The following is a 15,925-nucleotide window of genomic DNA, read 5'->3' as shown; positions in this document are numbered from 1 at the left end:
CCGTGCATTTGCCTCCGGCTTCCTTCAGATTCCGCCTCGCGACGGACACCCTTGCCCTTGGCTACGGTAGGCGCTCGCCAGCCCCCGTTCAGGACTTTCACCCTAAAGATGACGCCCATGCTGGGCGTACTACAAATATGCCGCCCGGTGCTCCGGGCGGCTTTTATTTCGATGGTTTCCTTTTCATTTGTATCGAATGAAAAAGTCGATTAAAAATTCACGGAACACCTCGGCAACCAACGGAAGCTTCTCACCTGAACGATGAATCAATCCAATGCTCCGGGTGACCTGCGGCTCAATAACCCGTACCTTGACCGGCTGAAGCTCGCTGATTTCCGTAAGCGCCATTTCCGGCAGCAAACTGACCCCCATGCCGGCAGCCACTAATCCGCGGATGGTGTCCGTCTCTTCTCCCTCAAAACCGATGCGCGGTAAAAAACCGGCCTTCGCGCATGCCTCCAGCACAATGGAACGCAGTGAATATTCCTCACTGAACATAACGAAGGAGTCCTCTTTCAGCTGTTCAAGCCGAATCGATTGATATTCTGAAAGGAGATGTCCCTGCGGTACAATCGCATACAGCTCCTCCCTTAGCAGCAGTTCACCGGCAACGTGACTATGCTTTTCGGGAAACGGTGAAATAAACGCCAAATCGATCTCGCCCTTCATTACGTCCCGGATCAGACTATTGTAAGTTCCCTGCCGCAGCCGAAACTTGACGTTCGGATGATTTTTTCGAAAATGAGCGATAACCGTCGGAAGCAAGTATATCCCCAGACTATGGGGGAAGCCTACGCGAATTTCCCCGTGCTCCGGATCCAAATATTCATGAATCTCATTCACAGCGCGTTCAAGGTCCGTAAGCACAGCTTCAATTCGGCTTAAGAAAAGCTTTCCCACTGCAGTAATCTGCAGGTTACGCCCTTTTTGAACGAAAAGCTGTACACCAAGCTCCTCCTCTAATTGACGGATTTGCCGACTGACCGCCGATTGGGCTACATGCAGTTCTTCGGCCGCTTGAGTCACATGCTGTTTACGCGCCACCTTTACAAAATACTGCAGCTGTCTGAGTTCCATGTTGTTTTCCTCCTGTACCCTGGCTTTAAAACATATTGTTATTGGACAAGTTCTCTTATTAAAGCTTATAATATATTTTGGTGGAATACCAATTATTCTTAATCCCCTGAAGGAGGACCATGTACATATGGCACAAGCGACACTGAAAGGCAACCCGATTACTTTGGTCGGAACGCAAGTCAAAGTTGGCGACAAAGCTCCTGACTTCACAGTGAACAAAAATTTGCTCGAAACCGCATCTCTGGCCGATTATGCAGGTAAAGTAAAGCTGATCAGCGTTGTTCCTTCCCTGGATACCGGCGTATGCGATGCGCAAACCCGCCGTTTCAATGAAGAAGCAGCAAAGCTTGGCGACAACGTAGTCGTGCTGACGATCAGTGTAGACCTCCCGTTCGCACAATCCCGCTGGTGCGGAGCAGCCGGAATCGATAAAGTGATTACTTTATCCGATTACAAAGCCCACTCTTTCGGTAAAAACTATGGCGTATTGATCGATGAGCTTCGCCTGCTGATGAGATCCATTTTCGTCATTGACGCTAACGACACGATCCAATACGTAGAGTACCTGAGCGAAATGACAGAACACCCGAATTATGAAGCAGCTATTGAAGCTGTCAAAAAATTGGTTTAATCCTTGATCGTAACAAGCAATTGTTCATAAAAAAACAGCGTGGTGCCAAAACAGGGCCCACGCTGTTTTTACGTTCAATTGTTTATTTTATAAGCGGCCAGCCGCTTGTCGATATGCTTATAAATATCGAGAATCGTACGATAATTGGAGCCGAGGTCCCCAAGGGATCCGCGGGATGCCGAATAAATATCAATAGCCGTTTTGAGCGGGTTAATTCCGAATAGTGTCAGCGTAATGTCCTGCGTTCTTCCTGTAATGGTTTTACGCTCCACTACAATTTCCCCTACGCTGCGTACTTCATGAAGAAGCTTATACCCGTTTAGCTTTTTTAACATGTTAACGATCTCATCCCAAGCCTGATCCATCGAGATTTTATAATAGCGGGTCTTTAAAGCCGGATCCTTCGCTTTCTCTCCTGTTGTCTCATGACTGCGAATGAGTCCGACTAAGGTTCGCTTTAACAAAGCATTCCCTCCTTAATGAAGTGCGATTACAATTAACACTATCCTTTATCATATCATTGATTCCTTTGGAGAGAAAGAGGGGAATTCACAAATCATTCATATTTATTACTTCTGCTGCATGATCGTTCGAATGACGGAGGTTGCGGCTCCAAGAGCGCAGCTGTCTTCACCGAGACTCGAATATCGGACTTGGATTTGAAATGAACGGACATAGGAGAAACGTGACGCAAGAACCTCCTGCACTTCATCATTTACCCATGGACTGTATTGACTCATGGCATTGCCTACCACGATCATTTGAGGGTTGAGCGCGTGCATCATATTCCCGATGCCGATGCCCAGATATTGCCCTGCCTCGCGGATGGCAGAAAGCACGGCGGGATCCTTTTCTCTTAACCTGTGTAAGATCCTGTCCGTGATCCCTGGCGCATATTCCAAATTCAGCTTGTCGGTTACCGCCCGCTCAGACGCATATTTTTCCCAGCAGCCCCGATTGCCGCAGGAGCAGGGTAACCCGCTCGCTTCAATCGTCATATGTCCTACCTCTCCGGCCAATCCCACGCTTCCGCGGAACAGTTCACCGCCCGATATAAACCCTGCTCCAATGCCGCCGGCAATACTTAAATACAGCATATCTCTGGTAAGGCTGTCCGCACCTGCTCCATACTCATGCTCTCCTAATGCGGCTAAATTCGCCTCATTATCAAGGATCACCGGCAGACCTAGCCTTGCTTCCAGCGCTTCTTTCCAGTCTAGCCCTTTCCAACCGGTATGGGGCATAAATACAATTCGCCCGGAAGGGTACTCCACAAAACCATGTACGCCTATACCTGCACCCACAAGCCCTAGCGGCGTCTTAGGAAGCGAAAGCCTTTCCTTTTCAATGACGGCTACAATTTGCTCGAACAGCTTGTCCGGATCAGGAAGCGAACCGTTCATGCCCGTTTCGAGAAAGTATGGGATAACCGATTTCCGTAAAATCGTCCCATGCATATCGGTAACGATCATCAGAATATTGGTCATCCGCAGATCCAAGCCGATCACGCATCCCGCATCACGGTTCAGCTCAAGCATCATTGGCTTGCGACCCCCGCTTGATTCTCCGATGCCGGTCTCTACCACCCAATGCTCGGCGATGAGCTCCTCTACCAATGCTGAAACCGTTGCCCTCGTCAGCTTGGTTGCTTTGGACAGATCCGCTCGGGATATTGGAGCTTGCCTGCGAATCAAATCCAACAGCGTGGTTTTGTTTAGCGCTTTAAGAAATGTACTATCACCAGAAACCTGTCTCTGCTTCAAATCCTTTCACCTTCCGTGCCGTGTCATATCGCTACCATTGTACCGCATAAAAATCGTTTTTTCATCTGCTGCAACCAGTATTAGCAGGATTTTATCATTAGTCTACGAATATATAATAGTATAATTTGTTTATTAGGTAAACAAAGTCGGGAAACCGATAAGCACAGCAATTTACAAATGGGGTGAGCACATTGAGTTATTATTTGGGGATCGACCTCGGTACTTCGGCGGTCAAATGTATTTTGGTGGACCATCACGGCGCCGTCAAGGGAAGTAGGAGCGTGGAATATCCTCTCCTGCAGCCACAGCCGGGCTGGGCGGAGCAGCAGCCTGAGGATTGGTGGAATGCTACAGCCGCATGTATCCGTTCACTGCTAACCGAGAACGGCATACCGGGAAGTGAGATCGCCGGGATCGGATTGTCCGGGCAAATGCATGGCTCGGTGTTTCTTGACGACGAGCTTCGCGCAGTACGTCCGGCCCTGTTGTGGTGTGACCAAAGAACAGAGGAGGAATGCCGTTGGATTGAACAAACCATCGGCAAAGAAAAACTGGCCGAGCTTACAGGCAACCAGGCGCTGACCGGCTTTACAGCACCTAAAGCCGTATGGCTCAGAAATCACGAACCGGACAATTACAAGCGAACAGCACACCTGATGCTGCCCAAAGATTATGTGCGTCTCCAATTGACCGGCGCTTTCGGCATGGACCTCGCCGACGCCAGCGGAACGCTGCTGTTGAACGTGGCTGAGCGTCGATGGTCAACCGAGGTGCTCCAATGTCTTGACCTACCCCAGGAATGGCTGCCTCCACTCTACGAGAGCAATGAGGTGGCAGGGCATGTTCAGCCCGGTGCTGCACAAGCAGCAGGTCTTATCCCAGGTATACCGGTGGTTGCAGGGGGCGGCGACCAGTCCTGCGGCGCTGTCGGTGTCGGGGTAGTGACAAGCGGTATTGCTTCTGTTGCCCTTGGCACATCCGGCGTCGTCTTCGTCCATGACGATGCTTATCTGGCCGATTCAAAGTGCCGTCTTCACACCTTCTGCCACGGAGTGCCTGGAAAGTGGCATCGCATGGGGGTTATGCTCTCCGCAGGCGGATCGTTCCAATGGTGGAAAAACCATTTCGCCCGTGAGGAACTCGAGAAAGCCCAGTTGGAAGGACGGGACGTATATGAAATTTTGACTGCGCTTGCACAAACCGCTCCTCCCGGAAGCGAAGGACTGCTCTTCATGCCCTACTTAACCGGCGAACGAACCCCTTATCCCGACGCCAAAGCACGCGGAGGCTTCGTTGGCCTCAACCTGCGTCATTCCAAGGCTCATCTTACCCGTGCGATTATGGAAGGCATCAGCTTCGGCTTGCGCGACTCCATGGAACTGATCAAGGCGTCCGGAATTGAAATCAAGGAGCTTCGCTTGAATGGGGGCGGGGCCAGAAGCCGTTTCTGGAGGCAGATGATTGCGGATATTTTCGGCTTGCCCGTCGTTACAGTGAATTCTACGGACGGTCCGGCTTATGGCGCTGCGCTTATGGCTGCTTCCGGAGTCCTTGGCCGCGATATCCCGTCATTATGTGAAGAATGGATTCGCACGGAGGAACGCGTGGAGCCGAATGCCTCAAACCGACAGCGCTACGATGCCTATTACGAAATATACCGTTCTTTGTACGTTACACTGGAGCAGACCATGCACCAATTAACGGATTTGGCCGCTCGGCCCTGAACGAACAAAACCCGGCATCCCACGATGCCGGGTTTGTTTGACATTCAAACCTCATTAAAACGTTGATTGCTTCGCGCCTTCCCAGTCTTTCAGGAACCGCTCGATACCTGCATCCGTCAACGGGTGCTTGGCCATCTGTTGAATGACCTTGTAAGGTACGGTCGCGATATCCGCGCCGAGCATAGCCGCATCGATGACATGCGTTGTCGTACGAACGCTGGCTGTAATGATTTCCGAAGAGATATTATGTACTTTAAAGATCTGGCTGATCTCCTTAATCAGATTCATGCCGATCTGATTGATATCGTCCAAGCGTCCAACAAACGGCGAAACGTAGGTTGCCCCAGCGCGTGCCGCCAACAAGGCTTGTGGAGAGCTGAAGATGAGCGTAACGTTGGTTTTGATCCCAAGTTCACTGAAACGCTTAGTGGCTTTTAAGCCCTCTTCCGTCATTGGCACTTTAACAACAATGCTATCCCCAAGTGCAGCAAGCTTTTTGCCCTGCTCCACCATTTCATCGGCTTGTAGACTGATCACTTCCGCGCTGATCGGGAGATTGCCAACGATGGAGATAATTTCTTTAACCGTCTCAAAGAAATCTCTGCCTTCTTTAGCAATAAGCGAAGGATTCGTTGTTACACCGGCAATGACGCCAAGCTCATGAGCTTTACGAATCTCTTCCACATTAGCGGTATCAATAAACAGCTTCATCTCCAAAAAATCCTCTCTTTATTTGTTTTTACGCTTCCAAAAAGCGCATAAAAAAACCCGCAATGCCGTCCGATTTTCTTGTTTCAAACCCGCTCTCGCAGGTGGGTGTCCGCAGAATCGGTTTTGAAGTCCCTTTTCGAGGGCAGGTCAGCCGCGATTCTATGTAGGTCTCCCTAGAAACAGTCATTGGTTCAAAACAACTAAAACCGAAACGCACATCGCAGGATTTTGTTGTAGTCCTATTATAGTGCACTTCAAACAGAAAGTAAACCTTCAGAAACTCTATCTTAGTGGAATCCCTGGGATATTATGGTCTTTCCTGCTTGTCTTGATAATTTCCTTTCTCCATGCTCCCGGGATCAGACTGCCTCCGGTCTTTCTCCATACCGGTATCGGATATGATATTCGTTTCCCGCGCTTGTCGTTGAGCCTCTTCCGCTTCTTTATCGGCCAATTCCTGCTGTTTTTCCTGCAGCTTGCCGAAAATCAAGTTAAAATGCCAGAAGGACACGATTGCGATTAAACTCCCTATAAAAAACGGGATCAAAAATGTGAACATGGTAAAGCTGACGTACAGGATCATTCCGTTCAGCACAATCATCGACAAGGAACGGATCGGATTGCCGATCGTTATGAGAAGAGAATTCTTTATAATCTGAAGCAATTTCATATGCAAATGGGTCAAAATAGAGAAAAAATGAAACAACGAAATGATCAAAATCATCGTGAGCGATAAGACTAGGAAACGTAAAACGCCGAAGGTTCCCATCTGATTGCCGTAAAACCGAAAGTTTGTATACAGGATCACACCAATTAGTATATAAATGAAACCGCCGAGCATGCTTTGGAGGAAGTTTTCTTTGTAACTGCGGAAAAAGGTTTTAAGCAACGGCACATCCTCTTCGCCTGTCAGCCACTTTCGAGCCACCGCAAACATAGCTGCTGTCGAAGGGAATATCGTAAAGGGCGAAACGATCGCCATGAGAAAAAGCGTTTGTACTAATTGATCGGCAGTCTGCGACTGCAGAAGGATAAGTCCTAGCAAAAAGAAAGGGATCGCGCATATCACCCAAAGGATATTGATGACTGAAAGACGCATAACCCATTCGGAGATGCGGTAAAATCCGCCCATAATTCCACGAAATTCCAAAATCAAACCCTCCTTCTTCATACATCCCTTATTATAGCTTAATTCCGGCCATCAAGATAGCATCCATACCGAATAGGACTTTGAACATAGGATTTCTGAACATGTGGTCAAGATCCGGAATGTGCAAAAAAAAAAAAGCAAGCACGCCAACGTGCAGCGCGCTTGCTTACATCCCTTATACCAAACTTCCTTCGTTAGAGCGGTTGGAAGGACGGGAATATCCGCCTCTTTGATCGCGGCCTTCCGAACGCCCGCGGTAATCGCGGTTTTCGCGGTAGCCTCCATCCTCACGGCGTCCGCGTCCATTCCGGTCGCGGTCGTAAGGTCTGTCGTTGCGGCGTGCACCGCCGGCCGTACCGTAAGGACCTGACGGCTTGCGGCCATGGCTGCGTACATCCGGTCTTCTCTTCTTGGCGCGAATCGGATCCTCCGGAGTAAGCTCGATAGCTACGTCCTTCTTCTCTCCGGTCAACAGCTTTAAAGCTGCCGCAAGCAGATGCACGGAATCGTGCTGCTCCAATAGGGAAATCGCAAGGCCTTTGTATTCATTGTGTTCTTCCTGCTGCAGCACTTCGAGCACGCGCTCAGCCGTCAATTTTTGTTTACCTTCGATCGCTTCAGCCAAGCTCGGTACCGGCTTGCGGGTAATACGGTGACGCGTGATCTTCTCAATGAAGTACAGATGGTCGATCTCACGCGGAGTAACGAAGGTATAGGCAACGCCTTCCTTGCCCGCACGTCCGGTACGGCCGATACGGTGAACATAGCTTTCCGGATCCTGTGGAAGGTCAAAGTTGATAACATGCGTTACGCCGGATACGTCCAAGCCGCGTGCCGCTACATCTGTTGCGACCAGAACGTCGATGCTGCCGTCACGGAACTTACGCATAACGTTGTCACGCTGGTTCTGGGACAAATCGCCGTGCAGACCTTCTGCCGTATATCCGCGCTTCTGCAGGGCTTCGGAGAGTTCATCGACACGACGCTTCGTCCGGCCGAAAATGATCGCGAGCTCTGGAGCTTCCATGTCCAGCAAGCGGCAAAGCGCTTCGAATTTCTGGCGCTCATGCACCTCGATATATGCCTGATCGATCAGTGGGGCGCTGACTTGCTTCGGAATAACCGATACGTGTTCAGGGTTCTTGAGGAACTGATCGGCCAGCTTACGAATATTGGTCGGCATGGTTGCAGAGAACAGCATCGTGTTGCGCTCTTCCGGAACCAACTTGAGAATCGATTGGATGTCATCCATGAAGCCCATGTCGAGCATCTCATCGGCCTCGTCAAGGATGACGGTTTGCACATCGTCAAGCTTAATGGTCTTGCGGTTAATATGATCAAGCAAGCGTCCCGGCGTACCGATGATAATTTGCGGCTTTTTGCGCAGTGCGCGGATCTGCTTGACGATATCCTGACCGCCGTAAATAGGTAGTGAGCGAATGCCCTTGAAGCGTCCCAGCTTCTCGATTTCTTCCGCTACCTGAATGGCAAGCTCACGTGTAGGGCACATGATGAGCGCTACGATCCGGTCTTCCTTTACATCGATTTTGTTCACGAGCGGAATACCGAATGCAGCGGTTTTTCCTGTTCCCGTTTGAGCTTGGCCAATCAGGTCACGGCCTTCCATGGCTACTGGAATGGCTTTCTCTTGAATCGGTGTCGACTCCTCAAAGCCCATTTCCGTAATGGCACGCAGCACCTTTGGCTCTAAGCCGAATTCACTAAATGTTTTCAAAAATTTCATTCTCCTTTTTACTAGGGTTCATGTATTTGTCTATACCCTTAAGTGCGACTCCTATCTTTGCTTTATTTATCTCTTCATGAAACACTTTCCAAGCGTGTCAGAAATGAACAGTTAACGCCGTACTTAAGAATATCTTTAGTATTATACCACATCCCTTATCCATATACCAGAAAACTTCAAATTGAAACCCAAAAACATCGAGTATCGTATATAATAGAGATATCGATGCTCAAGCCTTCCTGTTAAACCGTAAAAGGAGCGAGACAACCATGTCCATATGGAAAAGAGTAGGTTCGATCATAAAAAGCAGCAAGCCGCAGCCGGAAGTTAAGCCTTCCAACCCTTTCGAGGATACCCAAGTAGGCGATATTGTAAACGTCGATTTAGAGGAATATGTCGTATCCGGTAAAGCCGTCTATTTTGACAGAGGATTCCCGCCGCACCGGTTTGCCTATTATTTACAGAACGGCAAGCATATTTCCTGTCTTCTCGTGGAAAAGGGACGAACCTATGAATGCTTTTTGTGCGAATTCGTGGAAGGATCGCTGGACGATCCGAACGACGTTCCGACCCAGCTGGATCTCGGTGGCGACTCCCTCTTTGAATTGGAGCATCATCGCAGCGATACGATAAGGACGGAAGGCCATACGGATTTTCGCGCCAATGATCAGGTGCTGTTCTGGCGTTATTTCGGTACGGGGGAGCGCTATTTCTTTCTCCAATGGCAGGACGGCAAATACGTTGCCATGGAAGGTATGCCTACCCCTGGCAGCCAAATTCAGTTTTTAAAGGGCTCAAAGTAACCGGGCGGAAGCTGTCTTTATGAAGAAGTTTCACGCAGGAGGTAACAGAACATGATGAGCAGAATGTCCAAATGGATTGCCGTTGTATTGGTCTTTGCACTGCTGGCCGGATGCGGCGATGCAAGCAATTATATAAAAGAAAATTATTCTTTGATCGATGTCGAGGGGCAAGGAAAGAGCACCGCTAAAATTTATTCTGTCACAGGCAAGGACGTTCCGACGGTTGTTAAAGAGCTGTCGGATAATGAAACACCTTCCGAAATCAGTAAAGAAGATGCGGACCAGATGTTTTTAGTCTACGATAACAAGATCATCAACGTACAAAAAGATCCGGAGAACGAAAATACGACGCTGGTTCAAGTGGATTCCATACAGTATGCGAAAGAACATTACGATTCTTCCTTTCTCCAGGGTTATGTAACCGCCGCCCTGCTGCAGTCGCTGTTCGGCGGAGGCTGGACCGGCGGGAGCGGCAGCGGCGGCTACAGAGGCTACACCTCTACCCGGCGATATGAAGATTATGGCAGCAAGCGCCAAAGCGCTCCCGCCCCTTCATCAACAACGACGCCTGCCCCATCAACCACCGAGCGTAAAGGCACCTTCACCACCACCCCGTCGAAATCGTCTTCGGCAAGCAGCAGCCAGTCGATCAGACGTAACGACGGTTCGACGAAAAATTATAAAACGCCGTCCCGAAGCACCGGATCAAAACCGAGCACAAGCAGCCGCTCCGGTTCCTTTAAGCGAAGATAATCAGGCTGACCCAAAAAACAAGCTTTCCGTTCATTACGGAAGGCCTGTTTCTTTTTGGGATATACTACATTATGAACGAAAGGAGGTGTGCTAATGCCCTTTTTCCAGCGATCCCTTATGGGCTCCGTGCTCATCTGTATTCTCGCTTCCGCATTCATCGCCGCCAGCTTTAATCTGTTCCTGATCCCCCATCAGCTGCTTAGCGGCGGAATTTCCGGTATATCCATGATTGTGGGCTATTTTACAGGGCTCCATATTTCCCTTTTGTATTTTGTATTTAATCTGCCTATGCTAATTTGGGGTCTGCTTACCATTGGCCGCAAATATATTGTCCTCAGCGTGATTTCGGTCATCCTGACCACGTGGTTCATGCACATCATTCCGGTTGCCCAGGTGAGTTCAGATTTAATTATGTCTTCGGTTACCGGAGGCGTTCTGATCGGTTTAGGTTCAGGCTTATCCATGTGGGCGGGCGGATCCACCGGCGGTTTCGATATTTTGGGCTCCATCCTGACGCGCAAACGCGATTTTCCGCTGGGAACCTTTCTGTTTGGACTTAACGGCCTGGTCATCCTGGCTCTAGGTTATTTCAAGAACGCTTGGGACCTTGCCCTTTATTCCATGCTATGCATCTTTATCACGGGTAAAATGATCGATACGATCCATATCCGTCATCTGAAAGTAACAGTGTTTATCGTAACCCGCAAAAAGGAGCTGCTCCTCAAAAAAATGCAAAAGCTTCATCGGGGGGTTACCGTCATCAATACCGAAGGATCATATACAAAGGATCCTCAACATATGCTTATGACGGTAACCACCCGTTATGAGCTGTATGATCTTCAAAGCCTGATCCGACAATGGGATCCGCAAGCGTTCGTGAATATTACGGAAACGGTAAGTGTCATGGGGCTTTTCCGCCGATAGCCCCGGACTTGTTCAATTCTTAGCTGCTGTAAAGCAAATACCGTATACATAAACCGAGATTTTTTATTATGAATATGTTATAATATAAATGTAATTTCATATCTTTTCACCGGCCTTACCTGTATTGCTCGTAAGTCGCACTTGATCTCCTCAACACTAGATGATGACGGGAAGGGTGAAGCTTGTGGAAACAGTAAAGTTGGCGACCATTGTTATGAAATTCACTCCTGATTTGTATCCTACCTTAAAGAAACAAGAGCTTGAATCGGAGATTGTCCTGCGTAACGGTCTGGCCGCGCTTGAACCGGAGGATGCAGTGGAAATTATTCAATACAGTATTTCTGAACATCAAAAGGACGCCTATCTTCATTAAGATAGGCGTTTTATCATTTAAAGCGCAAAAATTGTTGTCTTTTCGTAATAATTGATTGCTTCTGCCGGGTCTGTATTCGTGGTATGCTATAGTCAGGAAAAATGATTTCGGAGGTGTATACCATGGGAGCTTTGTCACCCATGCATATCCTGCTCATTGTTATCGTCGCCTTGCTCCTGTTCGGTCCGAACAAGCTTCCGGAGCTCGGACGAAGTTTCGGACGCATGCTTCGAGAGTTTAAAGACGCAACAAACGGCAATAGCGGCGAAGCCATCAACAATGTGGAGCCGGCCAAAAAAGAACTGACCTCTTCCAACGAAAAACCATCCGCTAACTAAGCCGGATGGTTTTTTTTGCGATAATAAGCATGTGTCCCCAACAGCAGAATCGCAGCTATACAGGTCATTCCTGCTCCGAACATATACATATTCGCCCCGCTCCATTCATCCTTGATCCACCCTCCGACAAATCCTCCGGTTATGCCGGCCAAGCCCAGAAATACCATGGACAGCATGGACTGTCCTGTGGATTGCAGCTCAGGGGGCACCAGCCGAACCGCATACTGTACGGCTACAATCCAGAAAGCGGCAAAGGTGATCGAGTGCGTCACCTGAAGGAACATCAGCACGAACGGATCTGTAATCCAGCCGTAGGCCAGCCAACGGATCGTGTAAAGCACGCCCACAATCCCAAGAAGCGCCAGCTCATGAAACTTGTGCATATACCGGCTTAACAGCGCGAACGTGGGAATTTCGCTGCAGGCGGCCAGGGCCCATGCCCAGCCCGCCATCGTATTCGTAGCGCCCAAGTCCTTGAGGTACAGCACGAACATAACGTCATTCATCCGGTGCGGAACGGTCAGCAAAAACACGAGAAACAAAAACCATAGAAAATGTCTGTTACGAAACATGCTGGTGAAGGAACGAAGCGTCACCCTGGGAGCCGAGCTTCGTTCATCCTTCAAGAAGAGCAAAAGCGTGAACGGCAGGATCCATATGCTCCAGTACAGGTAGGGAATGTTCTGAAGACCGCCCAGCCCCTGCAAAATGAAACCGCTTGATAAGGCCAATAAAGTAAATCCGATGGAGCCGAACAATCGGATGGAGCCATAGCTGGCCCCCGCCTGTACCGCAGATTTTATCGTTATCGTATCTAACAACGGAACCGACGAAAGCATAAAAAAATACAGCAGCAGCATAAACAACAAAGCAAACGAATAGCTGGTTGTCGTAAATATGCCGATGCTCGACAGCAGGGTCATCCCCCAAAGACCGAAAATGATCAGCTTCAGTGTCTGATAGCGGTCGCTTAAATAACCCCACATCGGTTGGGCGAAGATGGTGACGAAGGGTCCGATCATCATAAGCAGCCCGATCTGGGAAGAGGTGTATCCTCTGCCCTCAAAGTAAATAGGCAGAAACGGCATAAGCACCGCGCTTGTTGCATAATATGAAAAATTAAGCCCCCGCAGCGTCCACAATTGTTTCTTCATCCGATATCGGTCCTTTTTTCACTCGATTATTTTTCGCTGGATGATCCTATAAATCGACAAAATGCGTCAAAACGCTCTATCGGACTACCTGCTATTCTATTATAATATCAGAAGGAACCGCAGATCCATAGAATAACTGCCAAGGAGAGACAAGAAAAATGGAATTATTGTTGACCGCACTCCTACTCGCCTGGGGAGGTGTCAGCGCCGATCATCCGAATGTGACGTTCGAGCAGCTGGCGCAAGCATCTCTTGACTCAAAGAATGCCGTTGTACAGCAGACAACGCCAAACGGCAGCCCCGAAGACCGGTTAAGACCGGTGAACAAGCAGGACCCGCAGCAAGACGCTCCCAAGGTAAAAGGAGTATATGCAACCGCCCACAGCGCAGGCGGTTCCCGGTTAAATTCACTGCTGGAGCTGATGGATCACACGGAGCTCAATGCTATGGTTATCGATGTAAAGGACGATTGGGGTTACATTACATACGATACCGGTAACCCGGAGCTCTTGGCCATGGACACAACCCAGAAAATTATTCGCAACATGCCTGCACTTATGAATACGCTGAAGGAGCATGAAATATATCCCATTGCCCGTATCGTCGTTTTTAAAGACACCGTATTAGCCAAAAAGCGGCCTGAACTTTCATTTGTCAATCCGGACGGCACGGTTTGGGGGAACAGCAAAAACCCCCCGGACAGCTTTGTTAACCCTTACAAAAAAGAAATTTGGGACTACAACATCGCCATCGCCAAGGAAGCGGCCAAAGCCGGCTTCAAAGAAATTCAGTTTGATTACGTGAGATTTCCCGAAGGCTTCGAAAAACGTGCCGATGCCTTGAAATACGATAAAGACGAACGAACCCGTATCGATGCCGTGGCCGAATTCGTGAAGTATGCCAGAGAACAGCTCAACCCGTTAGGCGTTCGCGTATCGGTAGATATATTCGGCTACGCCGCATCTGTACCTGCAGCCGAAGGCATCGGACAAGATTTTCAGAAAATATCGGAGAATGTCGATGTCATTTGCCCGATGATCTATCCAAGCCACTATTCTGCCGGCTGGTTTGGCGCCAAAGTGCCCGATGCGCAGCCTTATGTAACCATTAACGGAGCGACGAAGGATACGTTAACAAAGCTGGATCCTCTTTACGGCTTGAAGCCGGTGGTTCGGCCCTGGATTCAGGATTTCACCGCATCCTGGGTTCCCGGACATATCCGCTACGGCAAGAATGAAGTGGAAGAACAAATCCGTGCGCTAAAGGATAATGGCATTGAAGAGTTCCTTCTGTGGAACGCTGTGAACACTTATACGCCAGGTGTAGATTACAAATAAAAAAGCAGGCCCGACTTCGTATATACAGCGAATCGGGCCTTTATTATTTTAGTGAAGGCTACCCGCTGGCCGCCCCGCTCCTGCCGATATCAGGAATTTGCCAATCGATCAGCGCCCTGCCGATGCTTTGAAGAAATGCATTGGCCTTTGAATACGGACGACTGCCGAAAAAACCGCGGTGCGAGGATAATGGACTCGGATGTACCGAACGCAGGATGCAGTGCCGCTTCTCCTGGATCAGCTCCATTTTCTTTTGGGCATGGCTTCCCCAAAGAATGAAGACCACCGGCTCCTCCCTTTCGTTCAGAAGGCGAATCACCTGATCCGTGAACGATTCCCAGCCTTTGCCTTTATGCGAATTGGCCTCTCCGGCCCGCACAGTCAGAACGGTGTTGAGAAGCAGTACTCCCTGCTCTGCCCAACGAACCAAATAACCGTTATCCGGAATCGGGCAGCCCAAATCGCTCTGCAGCTCCTTGAACATGTTCTGCAGCGAAGGCGGAGCGGGAACGCCCGGTTTGACAGAGAAGCTGAGGCCGTGGGCCTGTCCGGGTCCGTGGTAAGGGTCTTGTCCCAATATGACGACCTTCGTATCTGCGTATGATGTATAATGAAGCGCATTAAAGATGTCGTACATGCTCGGATACACCGTATGTACTGCATATTCCTCTTTTAAAAAATGCTTCAGCCTGATGTAGTACGGCTTTTGAAACTCGTTTTCAAGCAAGTCCGCCCAATCGTTTTTCAGTATGATGCCCACGAGCTTACACCTCCTTTGATTTGCCTATCCGATCTCTCCATCCTACCGAATGCATCCGTGATTGGCAAGCCGATATGAACCCCTGAGCGCATGGACTTTCCTTGCCATCCTTCACCGCTATCCGCTACAATGAGGCTGACTGCTATACCTCTTTAATGGATACAGCAATGATGGGGAGTGATTCTTATGCTGGCTGAAGGTACGATAGCTCCGTCTTTTACGGCGGATAGCACCCAAGGTGAGATTCGATTTGATGACATAGTAGGCAAGCGTCCGATCGTTCTTATTTTTTATCCGAAGGACCAGACGCCCATATGTACAAGACAGCTGTGTGCTGTAAGGGATTCCAAAGAGCAGTACGCTAAATATGACGCGCTGGTGCTCGGGATCAACCCGGGCTCCCTCGAAGAGCACCAACGCTTCGCCAACAAGTTTATGTACGACTTTCCGCTGATTACCGATACGGGAGAAGCCATTCAAAAGCTGTACGACGTCGGACATTCCCTGTTTGGTCTTCTCGGTCAACAGCGCCTCGTCTATGTCATCGGCCGCAATGGAACCATTGTGTATGCCAAAAAAGGCAACCGCCCTACCTCCGAAATCTTGAAGGCCCTGGAGGGGCAGCAATAACCGTTGAAAAAAATAGGCATTCCCTTTCCTTCATATGGGAGAGAGAATGCTTA

Annotated in this window: 17 protein-coding genes and 1 other RNA gene; 9 read left to right on the top strand and 9 right to left on the bottom strand. The window is 49.2% G+C overall.

Translation table 11 applies throughout. The features are described 5' to 3' along the window. Positions 1–183: 183 nt before the first annotated feature. Positions 184–1,077, bottom strand: a complete 894-nt coding sequence (gene gltC / locus ACZYR9_RS15395; protein ID WP_488979369.1) for a glutamate biosynthesis transcriptional regulator GltC — start codon at positions 1,075–1,077, stop codon at positions 184–186. A 127-nt stretch (positions 1,078–1,204) separates the two neighbouring features. Between gltC and tpx the strand changes: the two genes are divergently transcribed. Then, the gene (gene tpx / locus ACZYR9_RS15390) at positions 1,205–1,708 is read left to right on the top strand and encodes a thiol peroxidase (RefSeq protein ID WP_488979368.1); all 504 of its coding nucleotides are present in this window, start codon (positions 1,205–1,207) and stop codon (positions 1,706–1,708) included. A gap of 74 nt (positions 1,709–1,782) precedes the next feature. Here tpx and ACZYR9_RS15385 read toward each other — a convergent pair whose 3' ends face one another. Together ACZYR9_RS15385 and ACZYR9_RS15380 are read right to left on the bottom strand one after the other, a co-directional pair. Continuing rightward, complete coding sequence (locus ACZYR9_RS15385; RefSeq protein ID WP_488979367.1) at positions 1,783–2,172, bottom strand: DUF1499 domain-containing protein; 390 nt, start codon at positions 2,170–2,172, stop codon at positions 1,783–1,785. 105 nt (positions 2,173–2,277) lie between these two features. Then, on the bottom strand, positions 2,278–3,471 hold the full coding sequence (locus ACZYR9_RS15380) for an ROK family protein (RefSeq protein ID WP_488979366.1): 1,194 nt from the start codon (positions 3,469–3,471) through the stop codon (positions 2,278–2,280). A gap of 191 nt (positions 3,472–3,662) precedes the next feature. On the opposite strand from ACZYR9_RS15380, the gene xylB reads away from it, so the two are divergent. Further along, positions 3,663–5,195 (top strand): xylulokinase, encoded by a 1,533-nt coding sequence (gene xylB, locus ACZYR9_RS15375; protein WP_488979365.1) that lies wholly within the window; start codon positions 3,663–3,665, stop codon positions 5,193–5,195. Positions 5,196–5,249: 54 nt separating this feature from the next. On the opposite strand, the gene fsa is transcribed toward xylB, so the two are convergent. The 4 genes from fsa to cshA form a co-directional block, all read right to left on the bottom strand. Further along, positions 5,250–5,906, bottom strand: coding sequence for a fructose-6-phosphate aldolase (gene fsa, locus ACZYR9_RS15370; protein WP_488979364.1), 657 nt, complete (start codon positions 5,904–5,906; stop codon positions 5,250–5,252). A gap of 50 nt (positions 5,907–5,956) precedes the next feature. Next, a non-coding RNA gene (gene ssrS, locus ACZYR9_RS15365) (6S RNA) lies at positions 5,957–6,136 on the bottom strand. Between the two features lie 77 nt (positions 6,137–6,213). Beyond that, entirely contained in the window at positions 6,214–7,056 is an 843-nt protein-coding gene (locus ACZYR9_RS15360; protein ID WP_488979363.1) for a YesL family protein, read from the bottom strand. A 175-nt stretch (positions 7,057–7,231) separates the two neighbouring features. Next, a complete protein-coding gene (cshA, locus tag ACZYR9_RS15355) occupies positions 7,232–8,791 on the bottom strand; it encodes a degradosome RNA helicase CshA (RefSeq protein WP_488979362.1) in 1,560 nt (519 codons plus the stop codon). 278 nt (positions 8,792–9,069) lie between these two features. On the opposite strand from cshA, the gene ACZYR9_RS15350 reads away from it, so the two are divergent. From ACZYR9_RS15350 to tatA, 5 genes are all read left to right on the top strand, one after another. Further along, positions 9,070–9,603 carry a DUF4178 domain-containing protein gene (locus ACZYR9_RS15350; protein WP_488979361.1) on the top strand — a complete coding sequence of 178 codons (534 nt, stop codon included), beginning with the start codon at positions 9,070–9,072 and terminating at the stop codon, positions 9,601–9,603. A gap of 51 nt (positions 9,604–9,654) precedes the next feature. Beyond that, positions 9,655–10,356 carry a DUF4247 domain-containing protein gene (locus ACZYR9_RS15345; protein ID WP_488979360.1) on the top strand — a complete coding sequence of 234 codons (702 nt, stop codon included), beginning with the start codon at positions 9,655–9,657 and terminating at the stop codon, positions 10,354–10,356. 93 nt (positions 10,357–10,449) lie between these two features. Next, complete coding sequence (locus ACZYR9_RS15340) at positions 10,450–11,280, top strand: YitT family protein (RefSeq protein ID WP_488979359.1); 831 nt, start codon at positions 10,450–10,452, stop codon at positions 11,278–11,280. A 163-nt stretch (positions 11,281–11,443) separates the two neighbouring features. Next, positions 11,444–11,653, top strand: coding sequence for a hypothetical protein (locus ACZYR9_RS15335; RefSeq protein WP_488979376.1), 210 nt, complete (start codon positions 11,444–11,446; stop codon positions 11,651–11,653). A 122-nt stretch (positions 11,654–11,775) separates the two neighbouring features. Next, a complete protein-coding gene (tatA, locus tag ACZYR9_RS15330) occupies positions 11,776–11,991 on the top strand; it encodes a twin-arginine translocase TatA/TatE family subunit (protein ID WP_488979358.1) in 216 nt (71 codons plus the stop codon). Here the strand turns inward: tatA and ACZYR9_RS15325 are convergent. After that, entirely contained in the window at positions 11,988–13,145 is a 1,158-nt protein-coding gene (locus tag ACZYR9_RS15325) for an MFS transporter (protein WP_488979357.1), read from the bottom strand. The genes tatA and ACZYR9_RS15325 overlap by 4 nt on opposite strands. Before the next feature lie 158 nt (positions 13,146–13,303). On the opposite strand from ACZYR9_RS15325, the gene ACZYR9_RS15320 reads away from it, so the two are divergent. Continuing rightward, the gene (locus tag ACZYR9_RS15320) at positions 13,304–14,482 is read left to right on the top strand and encodes a putative glycoside hydrolase (RefSeq protein ID WP_488979356.1); all 1,179 of its coding nucleotides are present in this window, start codon (positions 13,304–13,306) and stop codon (positions 14,480–14,482) included. Between the two features lie 58 nt (positions 14,483–14,540). Here ACZYR9_RS15320 and ACZYR9_RS15315 read toward each other — a convergent pair whose 3' ends face one another. Next, positions 14,541–15,242 carry a uracil-DNA glycosylase gene (locus tag ACZYR9_RS15315; protein WP_488979355.1) on the bottom strand — a complete coding sequence of 234 codons (702 nt, stop codon included), beginning with the start codon at positions 15,240–15,242 and terminating at the stop codon, positions 14,541–14,543. A 186-nt stretch (positions 15,243–15,428) separates the two neighbouring features. Between ACZYR9_RS15315 and ACZYR9_RS15310 the strand changes: the two genes are divergently transcribed. Next, on the top strand, positions 15,429–15,872 hold the full coding sequence (locus ACZYR9_RS15310; protein WP_488979354.1) for a peroxiredoxin: 444 nt from the start codon (positions 15,429–15,431) through the stop codon (positions 15,870–15,872). The last annotated feature ends 53 nt before the right edge of the window (positions 15,873–15,925 follow it).

The sequence above is a fragment of the Paenibacillus sp. F024 genome, from assembly GCF_057814255.1.
Note: the sequence above shows the minus strand (reverse complement) of the source record. Positions and strands in the feature narration are given on the sequence as shown.

Bases quoted from the DNA above. Each gene is read 5' to 3' on its own strand.
- gltC (WP_488979369.1), bottom strand. From the start codon at position 1,077: ATGGAACTCAGACAGCTGCAGTATTTTGTAAAGGTGGCGCGTAAACAG.
- tpx (WP_488979368.1), top strand. From the start codon at position 1,205: ATGGCACAAGCGACACTGAAAGGCAACCCGATTACTTTGGTCGGAACG.
- fsa (WP_488979364.1), bottom strand. From the start codon at position 5,906: ATGAAGCTGTTTATTGATACCGCTAATGTGGAAGAGATTCGTAAAGCT.
- ACZYR9_RS15350 (WP_488979361.1), top strand. From the start codon at position 9,070: ATGTCCATATGGAAAAGAGTAGGTTCGATCATAAAAAGCAGCAAGCCG.
- ACZYR9_RS15345 (WP_488979360.1), top strand. From the start codon at position 9,655: ATGATGAGCAGAATGTCCAAATGGATTGCCGTTGTATTGGTCTTTGCA.
- ACZYR9_RS15340 (WP_488979359.1), top strand. From the start codon at position 10,450: ATGCCCTTTTTCCAGCGATCCCTTATGGGCTCCGTGCTCATCTGTATT.
- ACZYR9_RS15335 (WP_488979376.1), top strand. From the start codon at position 11,444: ATGACGGGAAGGGTGAAGCTTGTGGAAACAGTAAAGTTGGCGACCATT.
- tatA (WP_488979358.1), top strand. From the start codon at position 11,776: ATGGGAGCTTTGTCACCCATGCATATCCTGCTCATTGTTATCGTCGCC.
- ACZYR9_RS15325 (WP_488979357.1), bottom strand. From the start codon at position 13,145: ATGAAGAAACAATTGTGGACGCTGCGGGGGCTTAATTTTTCATATTAT.
- ACZYR9_RS15320 (WP_488979356.1), top strand. From the start codon at position 13,304: ATGGAATTATTGTTGACCGCACTCCTACTCGCCTGGGGAGGTGTCAGC.
- ACZYR9_RS15310 (WP_488979354.1), top strand. From the start codon at position 15,429: ATGCTGGCTGAAGGTACGATAGCTCCGTCTTTTACGGCGGATAGCACC.